This window comes from Providencia sp. PROV073 (assembly GCF_033688125.1).
GTDB lineage: Bacteria > Pseudomonadota > Gammaproteobacteria > Enterobacterales > Enterobacteriaceae > Providencia > Providencia hangzhouensis.
This window is the reverse complement of record NZ_CP096353.1, coordinates 1,290,783-1,307,212: the sequence shown is the minus strand read 5'-3', so window position 1 is coordinate 1,307,212 and position 16,430 is coordinate 1,290,783. Positions and strand designations below refer to the sequence as shown.

General features: G+C 41.7%; 26 protein-coding genes and 1 tRNA gene. 5 read left to right on the top strand and 22 right to left on the bottom strand.

Translation table 11 applies throughout. The features are described from left to right. Positions 1 to 118 precede the first annotated feature (118 nt). The 16 genes from M1F17_RS05785 to M1F17_RS05710 all read right to left on the bottom strand — a co-directional run bounded on the left by M1F17_RS05785 (position 119) and on the right by M1F17_RS05710 (position 7,541). The gene (locus tag M1F17_RS05785; RefSeq protein WP_004265659.1) at positions 119 to 652 is read right to left on the bottom strand and encodes a hypothetical protein; all 534 of its coding nucleotides are present in this window, start codon (positions 650 to 652) and stop codon (positions 119 to 121) included. Positions 653 to 729: 77 nt separating this feature from the next. After that, positions 730 to 948: a tryptophan synthase subunit alpha gene (locus tag M1F17_RS05780; protein WP_137019060.1), complete on the bottom strand. Its 219-nt coding sequence runs from the start codon at positions 946 to 948 to the stop codon at positions 730 to 732. Positions 949 to 960: 12 nt separating this feature from the next. After that, on the bottom strand, positions 961 to 1,368 hold the full coding sequence (locus M1F17_RS05775) for a ProQ/FINO family protein (protein ID WP_318837298.1): 408 nt from the start codon (positions 1,366 to 1,368) through the stop codon (positions 961 to 963). 158 nt (positions 1,369 to 1,526) lie between these two features. Then, on the bottom strand, positions 1,527 to 1,664 hold the full coding sequence (locus M1F17_RS05770; RefSeq protein WP_165119736.1) for a hypothetical protein: 138 nt from the start codon (positions 1,662 to 1,664) through the stop codon (positions 1,527 to 1,529). 23 nt (positions 1,665 to 1,687) lie between these two features. Beyond that, entirely contained in the window at positions 1,688 to 4,435 is a 2,748-nt protein-coding gene (locus M1F17_RS05765) for a DUF927 domain-containing protein (protein WP_209122266.1), read from the bottom strand. Next, entirely contained in the window at positions 4,422 to 4,796 is a 375-nt protein-coding gene (locus M1F17_RS05760) for a hypothetical protein (RefSeq protein WP_004265397.1), read from the bottom strand. The genes M1F17_RS05765 and M1F17_RS05760 overlap by 14 nt, the downstream gene beginning before the upstream one ends. Before the next feature lie 58 nt (positions 4,797 to 4,854). After that, complete coding sequence (locus M1F17_RS05755; protein WP_181488330.1) at positions 4,855 to 5,469, bottom strand: hypothetical protein; 615 nt, start codon at positions 5,467 to 5,469, stop codon at positions 4,855 to 4,857. Beyond that, the gene (locus tag M1F17_RS05750; RefSeq protein ID WP_181488332.1) at positions 5,469 to 5,663 is read right to left on the bottom strand and encodes a hypothetical protein; all 195 of its coding nucleotides are present in this window, start codon (positions 5,661 to 5,663) and stop codon (positions 5,469 to 5,471) included. The genes M1F17_RS05755 and M1F17_RS05750 overlap by 1 nt, the downstream gene beginning before the upstream one ends. Further along, positions 5,663 to 5,836: a hypothetical protein gene (locus tag M1F17_RS05745; protein WP_318837297.1), complete on the bottom strand. Its 174-nt coding sequence runs from the start codon at positions 5,834 to 5,836 to the stop codon at positions 5,663 to 5,665. The genes M1F17_RS05750 and M1F17_RS05745 overlap by 1 nt, the downstream gene beginning before the upstream one ends. Next, positions 5,833 to 6,417, bottom strand: a complete 585-nt coding sequence (locus M1F17_RS05740) for an ORF6N domain-containing protein (RefSeq protein WP_181488334.1) — start codon at positions 6,415 to 6,417, stop codon at positions 5,833 to 5,835. The genes M1F17_RS05745 and M1F17_RS05740 overlap by 4 nt, the downstream gene beginning before the upstream one ends. Then, positions 6,414 to 6,623, bottom strand: coding sequence for a hypothetical protein (locus M1F17_RS05735; RefSeq protein WP_105880952.1), 210 nt, complete (start codon positions 6,621 to 6,623; stop codon positions 6,414 to 6,416). Before M1F17_RS05735 ends, M1F17_RS05740 begins: the two co-directional genes overlap by 4 nt. Continuing rightward, entirely contained in the window at positions 6,620 to 6,799 is a 180-nt protein-coding gene (locus tag M1F17_RS05730) for a hypothetical protein (protein ID WP_318837296.1), read from the bottom strand. Before M1F17_RS05730 ends, M1F17_RS05735 begins: the two co-directional genes overlap by 4 nt. Beyond that, the gene (locus M1F17_RS05725) at positions 6,796 to 6,957 is read right to left on the bottom strand and encodes a hypothetical protein (protein WP_004255433.1); all 162 of its coding nucleotides are present in this window, start codon (positions 6,955 to 6,957) and stop codon (positions 6,796 to 6,798) included. The genes M1F17_RS05730 and M1F17_RS05725 overlap by 4 nt, the downstream gene beginning before the upstream one ends. After that, the gene (locus tag M1F17_RS05720) at positions 6,954 to 7,148 is read right to left on the bottom strand and encodes a hypothetical protein (protein WP_318837295.1); all 195 of its coding nucleotides are present in this window, start codon (positions 7,146 to 7,148) and stop codon (positions 6,954 to 6,956) included. The genes M1F17_RS05725 and M1F17_RS05720 overlap by 4 nt, the downstream gene beginning before the upstream one ends. A gap of 2 nt (positions 7,149 to 7,150) precedes the next feature. Further along, positions 7,151 to 7,324: a DUF4222 domain-containing protein gene (locus M1F17_RS05715; RefSeq protein ID WP_004265088.1), complete on the bottom strand. Its 174-nt coding sequence runs from the start codon at positions 7,322 to 7,324 to the stop codon at positions 7,151 to 7,153. Further along, positions 7,317 to 7,541, bottom strand: a complete 225-nt coding sequence (locus M1F17_RS05710; RefSeq protein ID WP_105881216.1) for a host cell division inhibitor Icd-like protein — start codon at positions 7,539 to 7,541, stop codon at positions 7,317 to 7,319. The genes M1F17_RS05715 and M1F17_RS05710 overlap by 8 nt, the downstream gene beginning before the upstream one ends. Before the next feature lie 142 nt (positions 7,542 to 7,683). On the opposite strand from M1F17_RS05710, the gene M1F17_RS05705 reads away from it, so the two are divergent. Then, positions 7,684 to 7,866 carry a YlcI/YnfO family protein gene (locus tag M1F17_RS05705; RefSeq protein ID WP_071585900.1) on the top strand — a complete coding sequence of 61 codons (183 nt, stop codon included), beginning with the start codon at positions 7,684 to 7,686 and terminating at the stop codon, positions 7,864 to 7,866. A 634-nt stretch (positions 7,867 to 8,500) separates the two neighbouring features. Here M1F17_RS05705 and M1F17_RS05700 read toward each other — a convergent pair. The 6 genes from M1F17_RS05700 to M1F17_RS05675 all read right to left on the bottom strand — a co-directional run bounded on the left by M1F17_RS05700 (position 8,501) and on the right by M1F17_RS05675 (position 12,597). Then, positions 8,501 to 9,097: a Bro-N domain-containing protein gene (locus M1F17_RS05700; RefSeq protein ID WP_181488336.1), complete on the bottom strand. Its 597-nt coding sequence runs from the start codon at positions 9,095 to 9,097 to the stop codon at positions 8,501 to 8,503. A 12-nt stretch (positions 9,098 to 9,109) separates the two neighbouring features. Further along, positions 9,110 to 9,505: a hypothetical protein gene (locus M1F17_RS05695; protein WP_181488337.1), complete on the bottom strand. Its 396-nt coding sequence runs from the start codon at positions 9,503 to 9,505 to the stop codon at positions 9,110 to 9,112. Next, complete coding sequence (locus M1F17_RS05690) at positions 9,505 to 9,723, bottom strand: helix-turn-helix transcriptional regulator (RefSeq protein ID WP_172767332.1); 219 nt, start codon at positions 9,721 to 9,723, stop codon at positions 9,505 to 9,507. The genes M1F17_RS05695 and M1F17_RS05690 overlap by 1 nt, the downstream gene beginning before the upstream one ends. Positions 9,724 to 9,880: 157 nt before the next feature. Beyond that, positions 9,881 to 10,930, bottom strand: coding sequence for a DUF6387 family protein (locus M1F17_RS05685; protein ID WP_318837294.1), 1,050 nt, complete (start codon positions 10,928 to 10,930; stop codon positions 9,881 to 9,883). Positions 10,931 to 11,143: 213 nt separating this feature from the next. Further along, positions 11,144 to 12,355 carry a tyrosine-type recombinase/integrase gene (locus M1F17_RS05680; protein ID WP_318837293.1) on the bottom strand — a complete coding sequence of 404 codons (1,212 nt, stop codon included), beginning with the start codon at positions 12,353 to 12,355 and terminating at the stop codon, positions 11,144 to 11,146. A 165-nt stretch (positions 12,356 to 12,520) separates the two neighbouring features. After that, positions 12,521 to 12,597, bottom strand: a tRNA-Arg gene (locus tag M1F17_RS05675). A gap of 187 nt (positions 12,598 to 12,784) precedes the next feature. Between M1F17_RS05675 and folD the strand changes: the two genes are divergently transcribed. From folD to fruK, 4 genes are all read left to right on the top strand, one after another. After that, positions 12,785 to 13,642 (top strand): bifunctional methylenetetrahydrofolate dehydrogenase/methenyltetrahydrofolate cyclohydrolase FolD, encoded by an 858-nt coding sequence (folD, locus tag M1F17_RS05670; protein WP_094960991.1) that lies wholly within the window; start codon positions 12,785 to 12,787, stop codon positions 13,640 to 13,642. Between the two features lie 18 nt (positions 13,643 to 13,660). Next, positions 13,661 to 13,873 (top strand): ribosome-associated protein YbcJ, encoded by a 213-nt coding sequence (gene ybcJ, locus M1F17_RS05665; RefSeq protein WP_094960990.1) that lies wholly within the window; start codon positions 13,661 to 13,663, stop codon positions 13,871 to 13,873. Positions 13,874 to 14,318: 445 nt separating this feature from the next. Continuing rightward, complete coding sequence (fruB, locus tag M1F17_RS05660) at positions 14,319 to 15,479, top strand: fused PTS fructose transporter subunit IIA/HPr protein (RefSeq protein WP_206277281.1); 1,161 nt, start codon at positions 14,319 to 14,321, stop codon at positions 15,477 to 15,479. Beyond that, positions 15,476 to 16,420, top strand: coding sequence for a 1-phosphofructokinase (fruK, locus tag M1F17_RS05655; protein ID WP_004260245.1), 945 nt, complete (start codon positions 15,476 to 15,478; stop codon positions 16,418 to 16,420). The genes fruB and fruK overlap by 4 nt, the downstream gene beginning before the upstream one ends. The last annotated feature ends 10 nt before the right edge of the window (positions 16,421 to 16,430 follow it).

Here is a 16,430-nt window from a genome sequence, read left to right as displayed (position 1 = left end):
ATACATTGCTACAAAAGAGTATAAGTGTAGAAATATTTTCTACTAAACTTGATTTACTTGAAATTAAGACAACAAAAAAACCGACTCAAGGTCGGCTTCTGTTCTATTTATATGCTTGCTATTTCAACGGTGAGTTATAGACAGGACTTTTAAAAGTATAAATTAGATGCGTTTTCCCTTGATTTGATACGCTCATTCTTAAGTTTGCTTTGTATCCATCTTTATCAAAATCCATATTAACGTCGCCACAATCTTGGCTTGCTAAGCAATTAAAAAAATCACTTTCATCTTTAATGATATGGGTTTTATTTACAGGTTCGCCATATACTTTTTCCAGTTTATTTCCCGCTTGCTCATATAGTTCAAATGCTTCATCTTTGGTAGTTGCTTTCTGATCGAAGTTCTCAGTATAAAATATATAGAACAGCCCTAACTTATCGTGAAATGTTGTAAACAAAATAGCTGCGTCGTGTCCGTCAGGTGTTTCTTGAAAAGTACAGGAGTGTTCAAAATTACAGTTTGTATCTTTTAAATTTAATGCTTTAACACTTTCTTTAGTCTGCCCCCACTTAAAGCCGTAGGGTGCTGGTGGACTGTTATCACATCCCGATAGAAACAAAGCCAATAAAGCCGTTATCATGATTTTTTTCATTTGGTGATCCTTTTAGTTGATAAGGCCAATTATACATAACCGCCTCGGCTTATGCGTTGGCGGTGTTCAACTAATAACTATCTGTAACGCCTAATCAGAGCCTTTCTAGCAATTTTGATTTGATCTGGCGTACCTGTAATAACCATGCGTCTAAAAATAAATCCTGAAGTTTTGACATTAACGTCAGCGATACGCCTGACGGCTTGCATGGCATATTTAATTTTATCAAGCTCAAAAATTGTATAAGCCAATTCAATTACATCTTGATTACCTTTGCTTCTGTAAATAATTTTCATAAGGCTCCTGTATCATTTCTTTAGCCACTCTATCAGTTTTTTCTCCGCTATGCTTTGTTGTTCTGGCGTAACCTCTCCGTTAGGTTGTCCGTGCGTATCAAACCGATTGCCGCCCAGAGTAAGGGCTTTCAAATATGCCTTGCGGCTGATGTATGAGCGTAATCCCTGTTTAATGTGGCTCTCTGGGATATCCAGCCCTTTCTCTTTAACCTCAGCAATCATGGCTTCCTTGATACCAATCATTAGCGGTTTTGCTTCTGGCTCACTGAATAGCGTCCAGTGCTTCGCTATACGGTCGATACGGTGTTGTTTCTTCTTCGGTTGCTGTGGGGCTTCCTGTGGCGTTTTAGCCTGTATGCTTTTTTGGGCGTTCGTCGCTGGTGGATTTTTCCGTTTTAGTGTCAGTGTTTGAGTGCTCATTTAAATATCTCTCTATAGGCGAAAATCGATTTTTCTTTGGGATAACGGGATAAGTTGATTATTTACATTTAATATCATCAGGTTAACTTATCCCAAACACCCTATTTTCTTATCCCAGACTTTTTATTTTTGGGATAACTTTGGTTTTTAATTAACATTTATAACAATTTATTATCATTACCTTTGGGATAGCTTGGGATAACATGGGATAAATAGAAGTAACCTAACTTAATAATACTGTTATCTTTTTTAGTTCTTATCCCGTTATCCCACTTATCCCAGCGTTTTTGATTCATCACAAGGATTCTGTTCTGGCTGGCTATTCTTCCTCACTATCAATTAAGACAACAAATCGCTGCTGGCTACCGTTGATGCTGATAGTTTTACCGTCTACGCGCCCTGATTCTGGTCTGACTAAAACACCTGCCTCGTCGAGTGCTTCAGCCCCTAGTTTCTTTTGGATGCCTGAGAGTATTTCATCTTCGAACACTGACGGGATAATGTGATATTCGTCCTTGCCGTCCTCTCTGCGCCCAGAAACCAAATAGCCCGCAAGGTTTGTTATCCTGCCTGCGTAAGTTCGGTCTAGGTCTCCGTTACGCTTGCCATAGGTGTATGGCTGAAAGCGATTCAATCCATAGCGTTGAATGAAATCCCTTGCCCGTTTAACAACTTGGTATTTTTCGCGGTTCCCTGTGCCGTAGTTCTCCAGCCACTCATTGAAGCTATTACGAATAAAACGGCTACATTCGGCAATATCCCAACCCGTTATTGATGTTGCTAGCTCTGCGGTAGCGTCCAACATGGCAAAACGGGTAGCGACTCGTTTAACCTGCGGTGATGCTTCTTCGGGTAAACTCGATAACCATTCGTTTTCTTTGAAGGTTACTTTCTGGTTGGCCATGTCCTGATTGTTGGCTAAATATTCAATCCATGCCCTACCGACTGCCCCGCAATGCTGCGTTGATGCGCGTTTTATTGCTCGTGAATGCAAATCACCATCATCAAGGCTGTGAAACTCAACAGTATCGGTAAATGGCACGCTAACCAACCGCACTAATTGCCCTGCTTTGGGGGTAACGCCATTACGAATGAGGTAAGTTTCAAAATCTTCCTCACCCGTTGATAACGCCACAATCGCCCAACGTAAAACGGCTTTGTTTCCACCGTCTTTATTGCCTTGTATGCGCCCCGTACCATTGAATAGGCTGTAGGCACTTCCTGCGACATGCCGCACATCGTTACCCTGTCCAATTTCATCAATCGGCATAAACCCATCATTTCGTGAAGCGGCTTCAATCGTTAGCCCGTACTTCGTCGCATCCCATGTTAATTTCAGTTCATCGGGTACACCGTAGATACTTGAGGCAGCTTCTACAGTGGTGGTTTTCCCTGCTGAGGATTGAGCAAATAAGTGAATGCCAAACGAGCTACCGCCCGATAATGAGTTCAGAGGGGCAGCTAACGCGACTAAACCACCTAAAATCATGGATTGGTTGCCTTTCATTAAATTACCGACATTCTTCCGCCAGCTTTCCGCGGTTCCCCTGACGATATAACCCGCAACGGCAGACGTTCCGCCACAAAAAGCAACAGGGCGGCTAGGTGTGCCAATAATATGACCATCAGGCATCACGTATGCCCCATCATGCCAACCAGCGGTATGTGTGATCGTCCATTCGTCGCGCGTTCCTTTTCGCTGAAGATAGTTAGCCAGTAAATCCAATTGACCGCGCTTAGTTGTGATATTTACGCCACGGGAGCGCAATCTTCCCCATCCTTGAGGTGAGCCTAATTCACGCCTCGGAATGGCTTCATAAATTATGCGGTTGCTGCCCTCTTGCTTCATTTGGATAACTAAATAACTGTCTTTGCCATCAGAGCCAATGCCTACCGTTGCCATTTCATCCGAAAACCATGTTTCTTTTTCGTCAATTTCGCCCGTCGTGTTGTTTTGTTTGCGTTCGATGTAATACAAACCACCGTGACGCTTATCAAAAAATGGGGCTAAATCATCGTGTGTTCTAACTTTCTTTTTCGCGTCAATTTGGATCACGTTATCCTCTTTCACTTCCTCACCTTCCTGCTGACCCACTTGAGCATTAAATGCCTGTCTTGCTGCCTCAATACCGTGTGATAAGCGATAATCATCCCAATCGGCTTTATCATCGGTAGGCGGTAAAACCGTAATGCCATTGACTGCCTTAGCTGCCCTTTCTGCAGCCAATTTCCCTGTATTGTCTTGGTCTGGCTTAATATCGTTGTCACCTGCAATGATAATCTTGCTCTCTGGGTACTTCGCCCGCATCACCTTAGCCACATGAATTAAGTTACCCGCATCAATTGCCGCTACTGTGTGCGCTTCTGGTTGAATTAACTGGCACGTCATGGCGGTTGCCAATCCTTCAGCGATAATCACCGTAGAAACATTTACAGGCTCATTGATAGGGTAATAGCTGCCATTCTTCGTACTATCGAGTAATAGCCGTTTATCGCCATTGGGTTTAATGGTCTGTGCGGCTGTAATTGTGCCGTCAGTGTCTATCAATGGAATAATTAGCGAACCATCAGACAATAGAGTCACGGTGGTACTATCAAACCCTTTCGCCTTGAGATACTCAGACTCGCCCTGTTTAGCTTTGGCAATAGTGCGGTTGTATCGCGCTGTAAAACGTTTATGCTTCTCTATCTGCTCGTTAGCTTGGCTCTGGGCTTGCTGCGCTTTCAATGCGTCCTGTTGCGCTTTTACCTCATGGCTACGGTAGGCTGGTGGATTATCTGAACGGGTATCAATTCCAATCATGCCAGCCACTTCATACGCGGCTTCTGTCACGCTACTACCCAGAACACGCTGAACTAAGTCCAACCCATCACCCGAGCCGCACTGACTACAAATAAATGTGCCGTTGCCGTCTTTGTCGTCAAATCTAAAACGGTCTTTACCGCCACAGTGAGGGCAAGCCGTGTGCGTGTTTAGGGGCACTTCTGCCCCGAGGTTAGATAATATGTTTTGCCATTGGCCGTTAGCTTTCAGCTTTACATCACGGATAACATCAATCGGCTTCATTCTCTGCGCCTCCAGCTGGTTCAGCCATTTCATGAGACACACTTAAAACAGATTGATATAACGCCTCGCCTTCCAGAGTAAGACGCCCACAATCTACCGCTTTAGTTAATGCTTCTAATGCGGCCGTTTCGTATTCCTCAAACTGGTCTATTAGCGGCTCAATAAAGCAAACCTCAGTTAAGAAACAAAGGTACTCAATCGGTGAAATTTGTTGTTTGTTAGTACGGCCTTGGCATGTTTCCGTGTAGGTGTAACATTCCTCAAAGTCATTCGGGCGGCTTTTAAATACAGCAAAGGCAAAGGCTTTCAGCGCATCATCAAGCGAGTTCGCTTTGGTTTTAAATGGGATAATGTTACTCATTGAAATGCTCCTTTGTTCGCCAGTAAATGGGTTAAATTATTAATCATGATCCCCCCTATCAGTGAAACACTGGCATAGTGCCAACTTCACTAGAACGAGCGATTTTCATAAGGCCATCATGCAAGATAGTTAGCCCCTTTCGCCCTTTTTCAGAGAGGCGATTTCCCACTTCTGGCTGCATATTGATAAAGTCCATGTAAGCCCTGATAACTAACTGCCGCCCCATTTCCTGCCCGTATTGCTCACAAACAAAGTCCTCCATATGCGTAGTTAACAACGCACGTTCGCCCGATGGATAAACCGATATCCCCGAACCGTTATCGCTGTAATACAGCGTGGCAATATCTTTGCCGCCTCGCTCATTGTCGAGTTCAATAACGCCATGTTGATCTCTTAACTCTTGAACAAATGACGCAGCCACTACCCAACGGCATAAAATCAACGTTTGCTCTAATGTTGGGTTAAACAAGCGTTCTCGTTCACCTTTTGAGATTGCCAATACAAGCTCAAACCCCATGAGCAAATCCGTGTCAAAATCACCAGCATCAAGGGATTTAAGCGCATCGTCGTAACTAATCACCTCGTTAAGCTGATCATTCTCACGATAAACGACCAATACACCTGTGGCACCATAGCCAAAACTGGCAACGTTACGTTTGATAAATAAGCTCATTATTTGCTCCCTGCCGCTTCGTTCATTTCATCCCTAATCGAATAAACAACAATCAACACCGCCCAGATCATGTTTCTGGTTTCGCCACACTCTTCAGCTTCCAGCCACGTAGAAAGTAAAGTAATTAGCATTAATACTTTTGCTTTGTGCGGCTCTAGTAACATTTCCACTTCGCGTTTCTGTTCCTGATTCATTACTTCACCTCACGCACATAGTTAATTCGAATACTGGTTAAACCGTCTCGTTGCGCTTCTCGCATCACTTGCGATTGAGCGTCTTTCTGGGTGGCTGATATCACACATTTGCTAATACCTAGCGTTAAGCCTTTTGGTGTTGTGCCATATCCTGCGATTTGAAACGTTCTCATGAGCGATAATCCCCCATATCCTGAATGTGTAGCTGTGAGGCTTGTTCAATGGCCATTACCATTGGTTTAAGTGCTTTCTTCTCCTTGCGACGTAGGTTCATGGCATAACTTCCGCGCCTACCGTGACCTTGATAAGAGTCAGCCTCTAAGCGGCTAATCAAGTTCTGAGCCTCACCAATTGGCATGGCTTCAAGTTCCGCCAGCGTGGGTATTTGAATGTGTTTAATTTCGGGAAACTCAGACAAACGAAAGTAGCTGTTAACCATTGAGCGTTGGACCTGCCACGACAAATCATCAGTAAATGGCTTGGCAACCATCAAATAACCTGATTCAGTGATAAGCATTAGCTCTTTTGCTTTTCCGCCTATTTCTAGTTCGGGCAACTCGGTACGTATTACGTACTTAGTGAGCAAAAAGTAATCTACCCCATCAATGAAGTGTTTTTTATGCGTGTTAAATGTGCGCTTTGCTGTACCTTTCGGGCGTTGGTGTACCTCGTCAATCATGGCAAAGGTCACAACTCGCTTACCTTGATACATAAATGGGCTTAAGCTGGTGGCATTGATAGTGACCTGTCTCATTTCATCACCTCCGCTAACCTAGTGATTTCTTTCTGCTGAGCACACACAAGGCGGTTAACTGCTCTCAGAAGAAAATGCGTATCGGTATCAGCTTCATTCTCTACAGCGGTTAACAGTGGGATTAGTAACGCTTGGAGTTCTTCGTTAATATGTTCGACTTCTTCTAAGGTAGATAAGTGACCAACTTTTAATTTAACTGTTTTCATTTGGTCGCCTCCTCGAGGGATTCGCATATTTCTGTGTTGAAGTCATACGCAATAGAAACGAGGTCGATTAACTCACGCGAACAATCGCTACTCACTTGCTCCAAGATAACGGCAAGCAATGAATTATTTTGCTGCGCTTTGTATGCGGCTCTGTCTAATGGAATAGGCTTGCTCATGCTTCCCCCTCAGATACGGCTTCTTCTGCTGTCTTGCTGATAATTTCAATTAGCTGAATTTTGAGTTCTGCTTCATCACGTTGGTTCGATAAAGACAAAGCGGCTTCTGCTAGGCGTTGGATTTTGTTCAATGCGTCAGATAGGCGTGAAATACTCATGCTTTCACCTCCTGTGCCACAATTTCCTCTTGAAGAAATACACAAACATCACCTGATAACTTCGCCATAAGAGAAGCCAAAGTGGATATTTCACTGTCTTGTAACTGGTGCGGGTGTGATTCAATGAGCAGGTTAATTAACTCAATCTGACGCGCCTTTTCAGCGGCTTGATGAATATTGATATCTGCCATGATTAAGCCCTCCCTGCATAGGTGTATTCGTTGCTGAACTGGCTTAATGGAACAATGACAGGACTATCAAAGCCGTCTCTCTGAAAGGTCACACGGTTGAATTGAACCGATAGAACTTTGACGGTTTCGCCATTATTTTTGTGAGTGTAGAAATCATTAGGTTGAGGGTTACGCATGATGTTTACCTCCAATAGCAGGTAAGCGACCAGCGAATATCAGCATGTAATCACGTACAAGCATCAGTCTTGCACTGTTCTCGTTCGATGCTGTAACAACAATACGGCAAGGTTTAGCGGTGTAATCGCTACGGTTTAACGCGAGGAATAACCATCTGTACGATTGGTTAGGGGTGAGACTAGTCCGCCCTGTGACGGGTGTGTTATGCTTACTCATAGTTACCTCGATAGCTTCGTTATCGGTGGTGATTAGATGCCCCGTTAGTGTTCCACCACTGCGGGGCATTGTTTTTATATAGCACTTACCTTTATACTGGTTCGCACCATATACATATAAACTATCATAGTGGTTCGAACCAATGCAAGATGAAAAAGACAAAAAACCATACGACCGTGCAAACAGCACAAGAAGAACAATCCGATTTGATGATGATTTGCTCAAACAAATAGACTCAGTTATTGGTAATGAGCCATTTAGTTCATGGGTTAAGACAGCCTGTCGTAACGAGCTGGAAAGATTAGGTGTTAAGCCTAAAAACTGATATTTGCCATACCAGAGAAGTAAGCTAATATTAATATTCTCACTTGCTCGGTATTTAATATCGACGTTTCCAAGGGTAGCCGATTGGCTGCCCTTTTTTATGGACTCCAAAAACTCAATTCTGCCTTGTGTAGTGCCCCCAGATAAACCTTGCCAATGAGGATAATTCGCCTCTTTAGAAAGGTGAGAAAAATCACCTTTAGCAAATGGTGTAAATTCTCCACGTTTTAGGTTCTCGCTGTTATCCCATCCTCCAACGGTGGTTAGGATTAATTGATTGGCAAAATGTTTTGCTGATTGACCTGAGAAATATTCCCCAGATTGATTTCCCGTAAATTTGGGTGATTGATTGGCATAAATTTTCGCTAATACATCGGCTAAAGTTTTAGCTGATTGCTGAGCCAAAATATTGGCCGAGTAACCAGACGAAAGTTTGTCTGATTGATTGCCAGTAATACCGTAGTTTAAAGCTACAGTATTATTAAGGGAGTAAATTAAACTTACCCCCTTACCTGCCAGTAGGGAATCATTCACTTGGTAGGCAATATTCCCCAACTCTGGGGATAATTGATTAATATTTGAACTTTGATACACCGCTTTGGGTGTACTAACCATTTGTAAGTTAATAGCCGTCATTAGTGGATTTCTCCATCAAGAAAATCAGGCTGGTACTTCTTCCATAATTCACGTTCTTCACGCTGTAAATCAGCTTTCTTTTGCTTACAGGATTGCAGGTCACGTCCATGTTTTGAGGCTGTGATTTGGTATTGTTGCTGACGCTTAGTGAAGTCATTTAACGCTGAGAATGGCACACCATACGCGCCAGTTTTACGAATAGATGGGATAACGTCACGGAATACCCAATTAGTAAAACGATGTGCGAATGTGCCTTTAGTGGTTGCCTTGCGGCTACGGGCAATTAGTTTATAGAAACCAGACTCCGCTATAACCTGTCTGTTAGGGTTTCCCTGAATACCATAGTTTAAAGCTATAGTATTTTTTTCGTCCAAGTCTAATGATTTTAAAGCATCACTTGAGTTTAATATTTCCAATGCGTCACAAACATCTTTAGCAACGAACCACGGATCATTATTAATTTTAACTATCCGTACCTCTACCCCCTCAAATCGAATAACGGAAATATCATCTGAGTTAATATTTAAAATAGGCTCTTCACTGAATTTAGGGTGAGCGAATCCACCAGCATTTAAGCTGTTATTTTTTAGTTTCATTTTCTTATTCCGTTATTTTGTCGGGTAGAGGCTTAAAATATTATTTACGTGTACTTTATCTAGCGTCTGGTAATTACCTTGTTCAGCGCGTTCATTAATTAAATTGATAACCTTCTGCGCATCCTGAGCCGTCTTAAAGCGGTAACGGTAGTGTGACCCGATACCATCAGGATTAGGCTCATCAATGCGATCCAGTGTAATATCCAACTTGCGCTCTAACTCCGAGGCGTAGTTCCTTGCTGACGATAAGCGACAATGAATTAATATTTCATTCTCTGTAAATCCATTAATGCCAGTACCTAACATATATAAACGGGCACGGTGTTTTTTGGGTGGGTTCTTTGATAGAATAGATGCTGTCGCGTTATCCTGAGAAGCCACCTGTAGCGGGTGGTTTTTCTTTTCCATTATGCCACCTCGCCTGTACGTGATTCAGCAATCTTATTTGCTACCCACTCATCGACCTCTGACTCAACAAAAGCAATAGAACGAGTGCCGATTTTTACTGATTTAGGGAATTGACCTGCTTCAATGAGGCGATAAATCCACGCTTTACCATAGCCTGTACGACGCATAACTTCTGGTAAGCGAATGAGGTTTTCTTTTAAGGTTGTTACTGTTGGCATGATGCCTCCTGTTATCTAGTTAATTATACGCCTTGGTAGACGCTCGTAGATCTCAGAAGGATTTTCTATTTAATCTGACTTACTAAAAAGGGATGAGAAAAAAACAATTTCTTACCGGTATAAAATGCATAATAAAACTTTCCGGTAAGAAAATATTTCAAATAGTTTCCGCTGTAATTTTCTGTATTAAATTATCTAAATATTTGTCCGTTAGTATTTCCTCTGCCATTGGAACTAATGTTTTTCTTGCTTTTTCGGTCGTGTCTACATTGTACTCATCAAAAAAAATGACATCTCCAATGTTTTTGAATGTAGGTACAATATCAAAAAATAAACATAAAATTTTAAAATCAAAATACGCAAGAACCCTCATTGATAACCATTTTTTTAAAGTGGATGTTTTAATACTGCTTTTTATTTTTTCTTCTACTTCCACGTTAACAAGTGAACCATAAACTTTTCTTGCTTCAAATATCCAATTTTTAAATGTATCGATTAATATTTCATCAGGGGTATTTAGGTCTATTTCAGCCCATATCTTTTTCTCTGATGAATACATCTCATTAGGCCACCCATACCCCTTTGGAATCGAACTAAGCGCATGAACATCCTCCATAGAGGAATCTTTCTCTATCGCCTTGAAAATAATTTGGTTATATTCTGGGTTTGTCATCCCACCCAGAAATCCACAATAACGGTTAATAAAGGCAACGTTACTCATATCAAATATTCTTATAGGTAACTTACTCTCCCAACCAAAGCCATATTTTATATCTTCCGATCTTATTGATATTGCGTCACCATAAATTAAGTCATGTAAAAATTTTGAGGCACCATGTAATTCAATGTTAATCCTATTATTTTTTTCTATTTCATAGGCTAGCCGCGAACTAGGAGCATCCCCTTCAATTTCTTCGTCAACTACATACTCACTAATGTATTCCTCATATGTTTCTTCTCTTATCATTTCAACAGAAAAAAACATATCAAAAACATCCAACCTTTTCTTAAAAGCTAAATAAAATTGAATTGGGTGAAAATCCTTAGTAATTTCATCATATTTTCTGATATCAAGGACATTTTCGATATCTTTAATTCCAAATGATAACTCTCTTAACTTATTTAAGACTGAATCACTTTCTAATAATTTCAGTCTTATTTCCTCCATTTGTTCTTCAAATTCTTTTTTACTTCGTGGTAAATGCATGCAGCCACCTCACGCCCTCATTCTGTAGGAGCTATGCCAGCTAGTAGAGGTGTACTAGTTTTCGGGGATCAGCCTAGACATAGCTTTATTCTTTATAGTACATGCAAGTCTACTACAGTCTATAATTACTGTCTATTTGTCCAGTTATGACTATTTTAGGCACAAAAAAACCAGACCTTTTACTGTCTGGTTCTGTATGTGGTTGCTGGTGGGTTAAGCACGTTTAAAATTGCCGTGGACAACATTATCCCCGTTCTCTAATGCCCCCATGTAATCAGCGTACCATTGAAGCATTTCTCTACGGCCATCGATATATTGAGCATGATTATACGTTCCGCGAATAGAGTTTTTATCAACGTGCGCTAGCTGTGTCTCAATCCATGCAGTGTTATAGCCTTGTTCGTGTAGGATGGTACTCATTGTATGCCTAAATCCGTGGCCTGTGGCTCTGCCATCATAGCCAATACGCTTTATGACCTGATTTATTGCCGCTTCACTCATCGGCTTAGAAGCATCATTCCTGCCATGAAAGATATACTTAAACCGCCCTGTCAAGGTTTGTATTTCTCTGAATAGCTCTAACGCCTGCGTAGAGAGTGGGACCATATGAGGGCGACGCATTTTCATACGCTCTTTTGGGATTTCCCAAATAGCTTTATCAAAATCAATTTCTGTCCATTCAGCAGCCCTAAGCTCAATAGTACGAACACCTGTTATCATTAATAGCTTTGTCGCAATCTGAGTGATCTTACTCCCACTACATACAGATAGTGCCTGTAAAAACTCAGGTAACTCATTAACGTTTAAATGGGGGAAGTGTTTTGCTTTTGGTGTAGATAGTGCGCCAGCTAATTCCGATGCAGGGTTATACTCTGCCCGCCCCGTCACAATTGCATAGCGGAATACTTGGTTACACGCCTGTCTTATCTTCTTTAGCTTATCCAACACACCACGCTTTTCTAATTTTCTAAGCACCTCTAGCATATCTAGCGGCTTAATTTCCGTAATGCTAGCTTTACCAATGTAAGGGAAGATATCTTTCTGGAAGGCTTCTAATAAGTCATCAGCATAACCTTGCGACCAATTCGGCTTTTTATAGTCATGCCATTCAAGCGTGATTTTCTCAAAGCTATTATTGACCTGAGACTCTTTTTCTCGCTTTTCGGCTTTCTTTACCAACGATGGATCATCACCTAACGCTAATATGCGCTTGGCTTCTTCTCTTTTAGCCCTAGCTTGTGCGAGTGATATTGAAGGATATACACCTAAAGCCAGCCTTTTCTCTTTACCAGCATATCTATATTTCATACGCCAATACTTAGAGCCATTCGGAGCAACCTCTAAATACATGCCCCCACCGTCAGAAAGTTTATAAGCTTTCTCTTTTGGCTTGGAAGTGTCTACTTGTCTGGCTGTTAGCTTCATCTGGGGGCACCGATTTTCATTGAACGGGGTAATGCCCCCAATTATGCCCCCACATAGTTGTAGATTTCAATAGACGAGAGTAGACCTTAGAATACTGTGGATTGTTGCGAATGCTGATTTTATAAGGGTTTTATGGACTGTTGTAGACTTTGAAATACTTGAGAATGGTACGCCCTACAGGATTCGAACCTGTGACCTACGGCTTAGAAGGCCGTTGCTCTATCCAACTGAGCTAAGGGCGCATTGATAATGCGGGCAGCCTATCTGGCTGATGGCGTTGAATTATACGGTTGCTGAGCGCTGAGTCAATGGCTTTTCGCTACTAAAATAACTATATGCTCATTTTATGTAATAGTTTGAACTGACAAGGGCGCTAACTTCTGACAAAATAGAGCCATTACCGTGTCTCATATATGGATTAAGTTACAGATGTTAGCAAAAATTATTGATGGGAAAACGATTGCGCAGACAATTAGGCAGGAAGTTGCCCAAAAAGTACAATTACGTTTAGAACAGGGAAAACGTGCTCCCGGTCTTGCCGTTATTTTAGTCGGCGCTAACCCAGCTTCACAAATCTATGTCGGCAGCAAACGCCGTGCTTGTGAAGAAGTCGGTTTTATTTCACGTTCTTATGATTTACCAGATACAACGACAGAAGCTGAATTACTCAAGCTAATTGATGATTTAAACCAAGATCCTGAAATTGATGGAATTTTAGTTCAATTACCATTACCTGCTGGTATTGATAACGTCAAAGTCATTGAGCGCATTCATCCAGACAAAGACGTTGATGGTTTTCATCCCTATAATGTTGGTCGCTTGTGCCAACGTGCACCACGCCTTCGTCCATGTACTCCCAAAGGGATTGTTACTCTACTTGAGCGTTGCGGTATCAATACTTATGGTTTAAACGCCGTCATTATTGGCGCATCCAACATTGTTGGTCGTCCAATGAGCCTAGAGCTTCTGCTAGCAGGTTGCACCACAACAGTAACGCATCGCTTTACCAAAGATTTAGAACACCATGTTCGCCATGCTGATTTAGTTATCGTCGCTGTGGGGAAACCCAATTTTATTCCTGGTGAATGGATTAAACCTGGAGCGATTGTGGTCGATGTCGGTATTAATCGTTTAGAGAGCGGCAAAGTCACGGGGGATGTCGATTTTGACGAAGCCGCGAAAAACGCCGCTTGGATAACCCCAGTTCCTGGTGGTGTTGGCCCAATGACTGTTGCAACTTTAATTCAAAATACCCTTCAGGCATGTGAAGAGTACCACGATATTTAATGTAATTTTGGAGTTATCATGGATATATTCAATTTAGATGGCCACCCACACGTCGAACTGTGTGATTTGCTAAAAATTGAAGGCTGGGCTGAAAGCGGAGCAATGGCAAAAGCCATGATTGCAGATGGCTTAGTTGAAGTTGATGGCGTGGTCGAAACACGCAAGCGCTGTAAAATTGTAGCGGGTAAAATCGTTTCAATGGGCAGCGAAAAAATCAAAGTTGTAGAATAGATGCAATTAGGTAAGCTGAAAAACTTCAGCTTACCTCCTTTCTAGAATCAACAATGCACTCCCCCTCCCTTTTATTCAAAATATTCTGATTTATTACAAGACTGACAAAGCCATTTTGAAGTTCTAGAAGAATTTTTTCTTTAAATCATTTTTACTGTATTAAGCATTTAAGCAATCAAATATATTGAAAATCTAATTTATTGTTTTATATAAATAAAAATCTTCAGCAACCACTTCAGCTTTAACTTAAAACAGATAAAAAATGCGAAAATCACCCCTTAAAAAATTTAACTTAGATCTCATTTTTTGTATTTCACACCTTAACTGCATAGACAAGACTAAACGATTCAGCTAATCTTGTTAACGATAACATGATTAACAAATAATCAGGTCCGCTTGCAAGTCTTCTGGCTGATCCGTCTATAAATAATAATCAGGAGAAATTATGTTTAACTTACCAATAAGTGATATCCACCTTGCAGCTGCTGCATCTGATAAAAAAAATGCAATAGAACAAGTCGCTAAAGCATTAGAAAATGCTGGCTATGCAAAAAGCGGTTATGCGCAAGGGATGCTTAACCGAGAAACCCAAGCTCCTACCTTTTTAGGAAATGGCATCGCTATCCCACACGGGACAACAGAGACACGAGACCAAGTGTTGAAAACAGGTTTTGCTGTTTTCCAATTCCCTGATGGTATTGATTGGGGGGATAACCAAACTGCTTATATTGTTATTGGCATTGCCGCTCAATCAAACGAACATCTCGAATTACTTCGTCAATTAACCCATATAATCAGTGATGAACACACAGCGGATGCAATGGCCAAAGCAAACACCCCCGAAGCCTTAAAACAACTTCTAATGGGTGAACGCCAAACTCAACCGGTGAAACTTGATGACTCTATGGTCACGGTTAATGCCAGTGTTGATAATATAAACACATTAAAAATACAGAATATTATTAACCTACAAAACGCCCAAGCTGTTAGCACCGACTTCATTACCCAAGTTCTCACTCAAACACCTTCATATTTAGGTCAAGGTATTTGGTTAAGTGATAGCCCTATTGGAAATATTCAGAATGCAATTGCAATAGCGACCGTAAAAAATCCATTTAACTTTCAAGATAACCCGGTCAACGCCCTAATCACCCTTTCTTATGCCAACTATCAAATAGAGTCTTTTTTACTAAAAATTAATGACTTATTGAAAAATAAAGAAGTAAATCTAATTTCCGATGATGGTAACGTTAACAGCCTAATTGGTTTATTGCGCAGTGAAAACTCACACGAAGAAAACGGATCATCGGATACGAGTACATCTGGAATCACTCAGGACTTCACCATTCTTAATCCACATGGGTTACATACGCGCCCTAGCACCCAGTTAGTTACCACCATTAAGCAATTCGAAAGCACAATTACCGTCAGTAATCTTGATGGTACTGCAACTCCCGTAAATGGCCGTAGCTTAATGAAAATTGTTAGTTTGGGCGCTAAATGTGGGCACCGTTTACGAATTCACGCAGAAGGCACAGATGCACAAAAAGCCATCGTTACCATCGGTGAGGCAATTAATTCAGGTCTTGGAGAAGAAATCGCATGAGCAGAAGAGTCGCCACTATCACTTTGAACCCCGCCTATGATTTGGTTGGGCTATTACCTGATATTCATCGAGGTGATGTGAATTTAGTCAAAACGGCTGGGCTTCATGCCGCTGGAAAAGGCATAAATGTGGCCAAAGTACTTAAAAATTTAGGGATTGATGTCACTGTTGGTGGTTTTTTGGGCAAAGAAAACCAAGATGGTTTCCAAAAAGCTTTCAGCGAAACAGGAATTGCTAACCGCTTTCAAGTTGTTGAAGGCCGCACCCGTATCAATGTGAAACTGACAGAGCACACCGGCGAAGTTACCGATTTTAACTTCTCAGGCTTCAGTGTCACTAAAGCGGACTGGCAACGTTTCGTCACCGACTCACTTAGCTGGGCAGGTCAGTTTGATATGATTTGCGTCAGTGGGAGCTTGCCTCAAGGAGTTGATTTAAAAGACTTTACTCAATGGATGTTACGCCTTAGAGAACAGTGCATGTGTGTCATTTTTGATAGTAGCCGCGAAGCCTTTGTCGCTGGGCTCAAAGCTTCTCCTTGGTTAGTAAAACCTAATCATCGTGAACTTGAAATTTGGGCAGGCAAACCGCTCCCAACTCATCAAGATATCGTTGATGCCGCGAATCAACTTCGCCAACAAGGTATTGCGCATGTAGTAGTTTCTTTAGGCGAAAAAGGCGCTATGTGGGTCAATTCATCAGGCGCTTGGTTTGCTAAACCACCTGAATGTGACGTTATTAGTACCGTTGGCGCAGGGGATTCAATGGTTGGTGGATTAATTTATGGGTTAATGATGAGGCAAACAAGTGAGCACACACTACGCTTAGCTACCGCTATCTCCGCGCTTGCAGTCTCTCAACCCAATGTCGGTATCACTGACCGAGCGCAACTTGCACATATGATGACAAAGGTTGACTTACAACCGTTTACGGCTGAATGAGGATGAAAAA

Bases quoted from the DNA above. Each gene is read 5' to 3' on its own strand.
- M1F17_RS05785 (WP_004265659.1), bottom strand. From the start codon at position 652: ATGAAAAAAATCATGATAACGGCTTTATTGGCTTTGTTTCTATCGGGA.
- M1F17_RS05780 (WP_137019060.1), bottom strand. From the start codon at position 948: ATGAAAATTATTTACAGAAGCAAAGGTAATCAAGATGTAATTGAATTG.
- M1F17_RS05775 (WP_318837298.1), bottom strand. From the start codon at position 1,368: ATGAGCACTCAAACACTGACACTAAAACGGAAAAATCCACCAGCGACG.
- M1F17_RS05770 (WP_165119736.1), bottom strand. From the start codon at position 1,664: ATGAATCAAAAACGCTGGGATAAGTGGGATAACGGGATAAGAACTAAA.
- M1F17_RS05765 (WP_209122266.1), bottom strand. From the start codon at position 4,435: ATGAAGCCGATTGATGTTATCCGTGATGTAAAGCTGAAAGCTAACGGC.
- M1F17_RS05760 (WP_004265397.1), bottom strand. From the start codon at position 4,796: ATGAGTAACATTATCCCATTTAAAACCAAAGCGAACTCGCTTGATGAT.
- M1F17_RS05755 (WP_181488330.1), bottom strand. From the start codon at position 5,469: ATGAGCTTATTTATCAAACGTAACGTTGCCAGTTTTGGCTATGGTGCC.
- M1F17_RS05750 (WP_181488332.1), bottom strand. From the start codon at position 5,663: ATGAATCAGGAACAGAAACGCGAAGTGGAAATGTTACTAGAGCCGCAC.
- M1F17_RS05745 (WP_318837297.1), bottom strand. From the start codon at position 5,836: ATGAGAACGTTTCAAATCGCAGGATATGGCACAACACCAAAAGGCTTA.
- M1F17_RS05740 (WP_181488334.1), bottom strand. From the start codon at position 6,417: ATGAGACAGGTCACTATCAATGCCACCAGCTTAAGCCCATTTATGTAT.
- M1F17_RS05735 (WP_105880952.1), bottom strand. From the start codon at position 6,623: ATGAAAACAGTTAAATTAAAAGTTGGTCACTTATCTACCTTAGAAGAA.
- M1F17_RS05730 (WP_318837296.1), bottom strand. From the start codon at position 6,799: ATGAGCAAGCCTATTCCATTAGACAGAGCCGCATACAAAGCGCAGCAA.
- M1F17_RS05725 (WP_004255433.1), bottom strand. From the start codon at position 6,957: ATGAGTATTTCACGCCTATCTGACGCATTGAACAAAATCCAACGCCTA.
- M1F17_RS05720 (WP_318837295.1), bottom strand. From the start codon at position 7,148: ATGGCAGATATCAATATTCATCAAGCCGCTGAAAAGGCGCGTCAGATT.
- M1F17_RS05715 (WP_004265088.1), bottom strand. From the start codon at position 7,324: ATGCGTAACCCTCAACCTAATGATTTCTACACTCACAAAAATAATGGC.
- M1F17_RS05710 (WP_105881216.1), bottom strand. From the start codon at position 7,541: ATGAGTAAGCATAACACACCCGTCACAGGGCGGACTAGTCTCACCCCT.
- M1F17_RS05705 (WP_071585900.1), top strand. From the start codon at position 7,684: ATGCAAGATGAAAAAGACAAAAAACCATACGACCGTGCAAACAGCACA.
- M1F17_RS05700 (WP_181488336.1), bottom strand. From the start codon at position 9,097: ATGAAACTAAAAAATAACAGCTTAAATGCTGGTGGATTCGCTCACCCT.
- M1F17_RS05695 (WP_181488337.1), bottom strand. From the start codon at position 9,505: ATGGAAAAGAAAAACCACCCGCTACAGGTGGCTTCTCAGGATAACGCG.
- M1F17_RS05690 (WP_172767332.1), bottom strand. From the start codon at position 9,723: ATGCCAACAGTAACAACCTTAAAAGAAAACCTCATTCGCTTACCAGAA.
- M1F17_RS05685 (WP_318837294.1), bottom strand. From the start codon at position 10,930: ATGCATTTACCACGAAGTAAAAAAGAATTTGAAGAACAAATGGAGGAA.
- M1F17_RS05680 (WP_318837293.1), bottom strand. From the start codon at position 12,355: ATGAAGCTAACAGCCAGACAAGTAGACACTTCCAAGCCAAAAGAGAAA.
- folD (WP_094960991.1), top strand. From the start codon at position 12,785: ATGTTAGCAAAAATTATTGATGGGAAAACGATTGCGCAGACAATTAGG.
- ybcJ (WP_094960990.1), top strand. From the start codon at position 13,661: ATGGATATATTCAATTTAGATGGCCACCCACACGTCGAACTGTGTGAT.
- fruB (WP_206277281.1), top strand. From the start codon at position 14,319: ATGTTTAACTTACCAATAAGTGATATCCACCTTGCAGCTGCTGCATCT.
- fruK (WP_004260245.1), top strand. From the start codon at position 15,476: ATGAGCAGAAGAGTCGCCACTATCACTTTGAACCCCGCCTATGATTTG.